Annotated in this window: 1 protein-coding gene; it reads right to left on the bottom strand. The window is 63.5% G+C overall.

Translation table 11 applies throughout. The features are described from left to right. A partial coding sequence (locus EN861_RS34855) for a thiamine pyrophosphate-binding protein (RefSeq protein WP_245512185.1) occupies positions 1-304 on the bottom strand: 304 nt, incomplete at both ends.

Here is a 304-nt window from a genome sequence, read left to right as displayed (position 1 = left end):
CGCTGGGTCGACAATCTGGCGCGCCATCTTGGTCAGCGGCGTCATGGTCGAGACCATGTCCACGATTTGGAATCGCGCCTGGGTCCGGCTGCGTATGCACTTCTGCCCGGTGATCATGATCATGGGCATCGCGCCGAGCAGGGCGTAGGCTGCGCCCGTCGTGAGATTCAGCGCGCCGGGACCGAGCGTAGCCAGACAGACACCGGGCTTTCCGGTAAGCCGCCCATGCGTAGCCGCCATGAACGATGCCGCCTGCTCGTGGCGCGTCACCACTAGTTTGATCGAGGAATGCCGTAGTGCTTCA

It is taken from the genome of Mesorhizobium sp. M8A.F.Ca.ET.218.01.1.1, assembly GCF_004791165.1.
Taxonomy (GTDB): domain Bacteria; phylum Pseudomonadota; class Alphaproteobacteria; order Rhizobiales; family Rhizobiaceae; genus Mesorhizobium.
The sequence above is the reverse complement of the archived record's forward strand: the minus strand, read 5'-3'. Positions and strand labels throughout refer to the sequence as shown.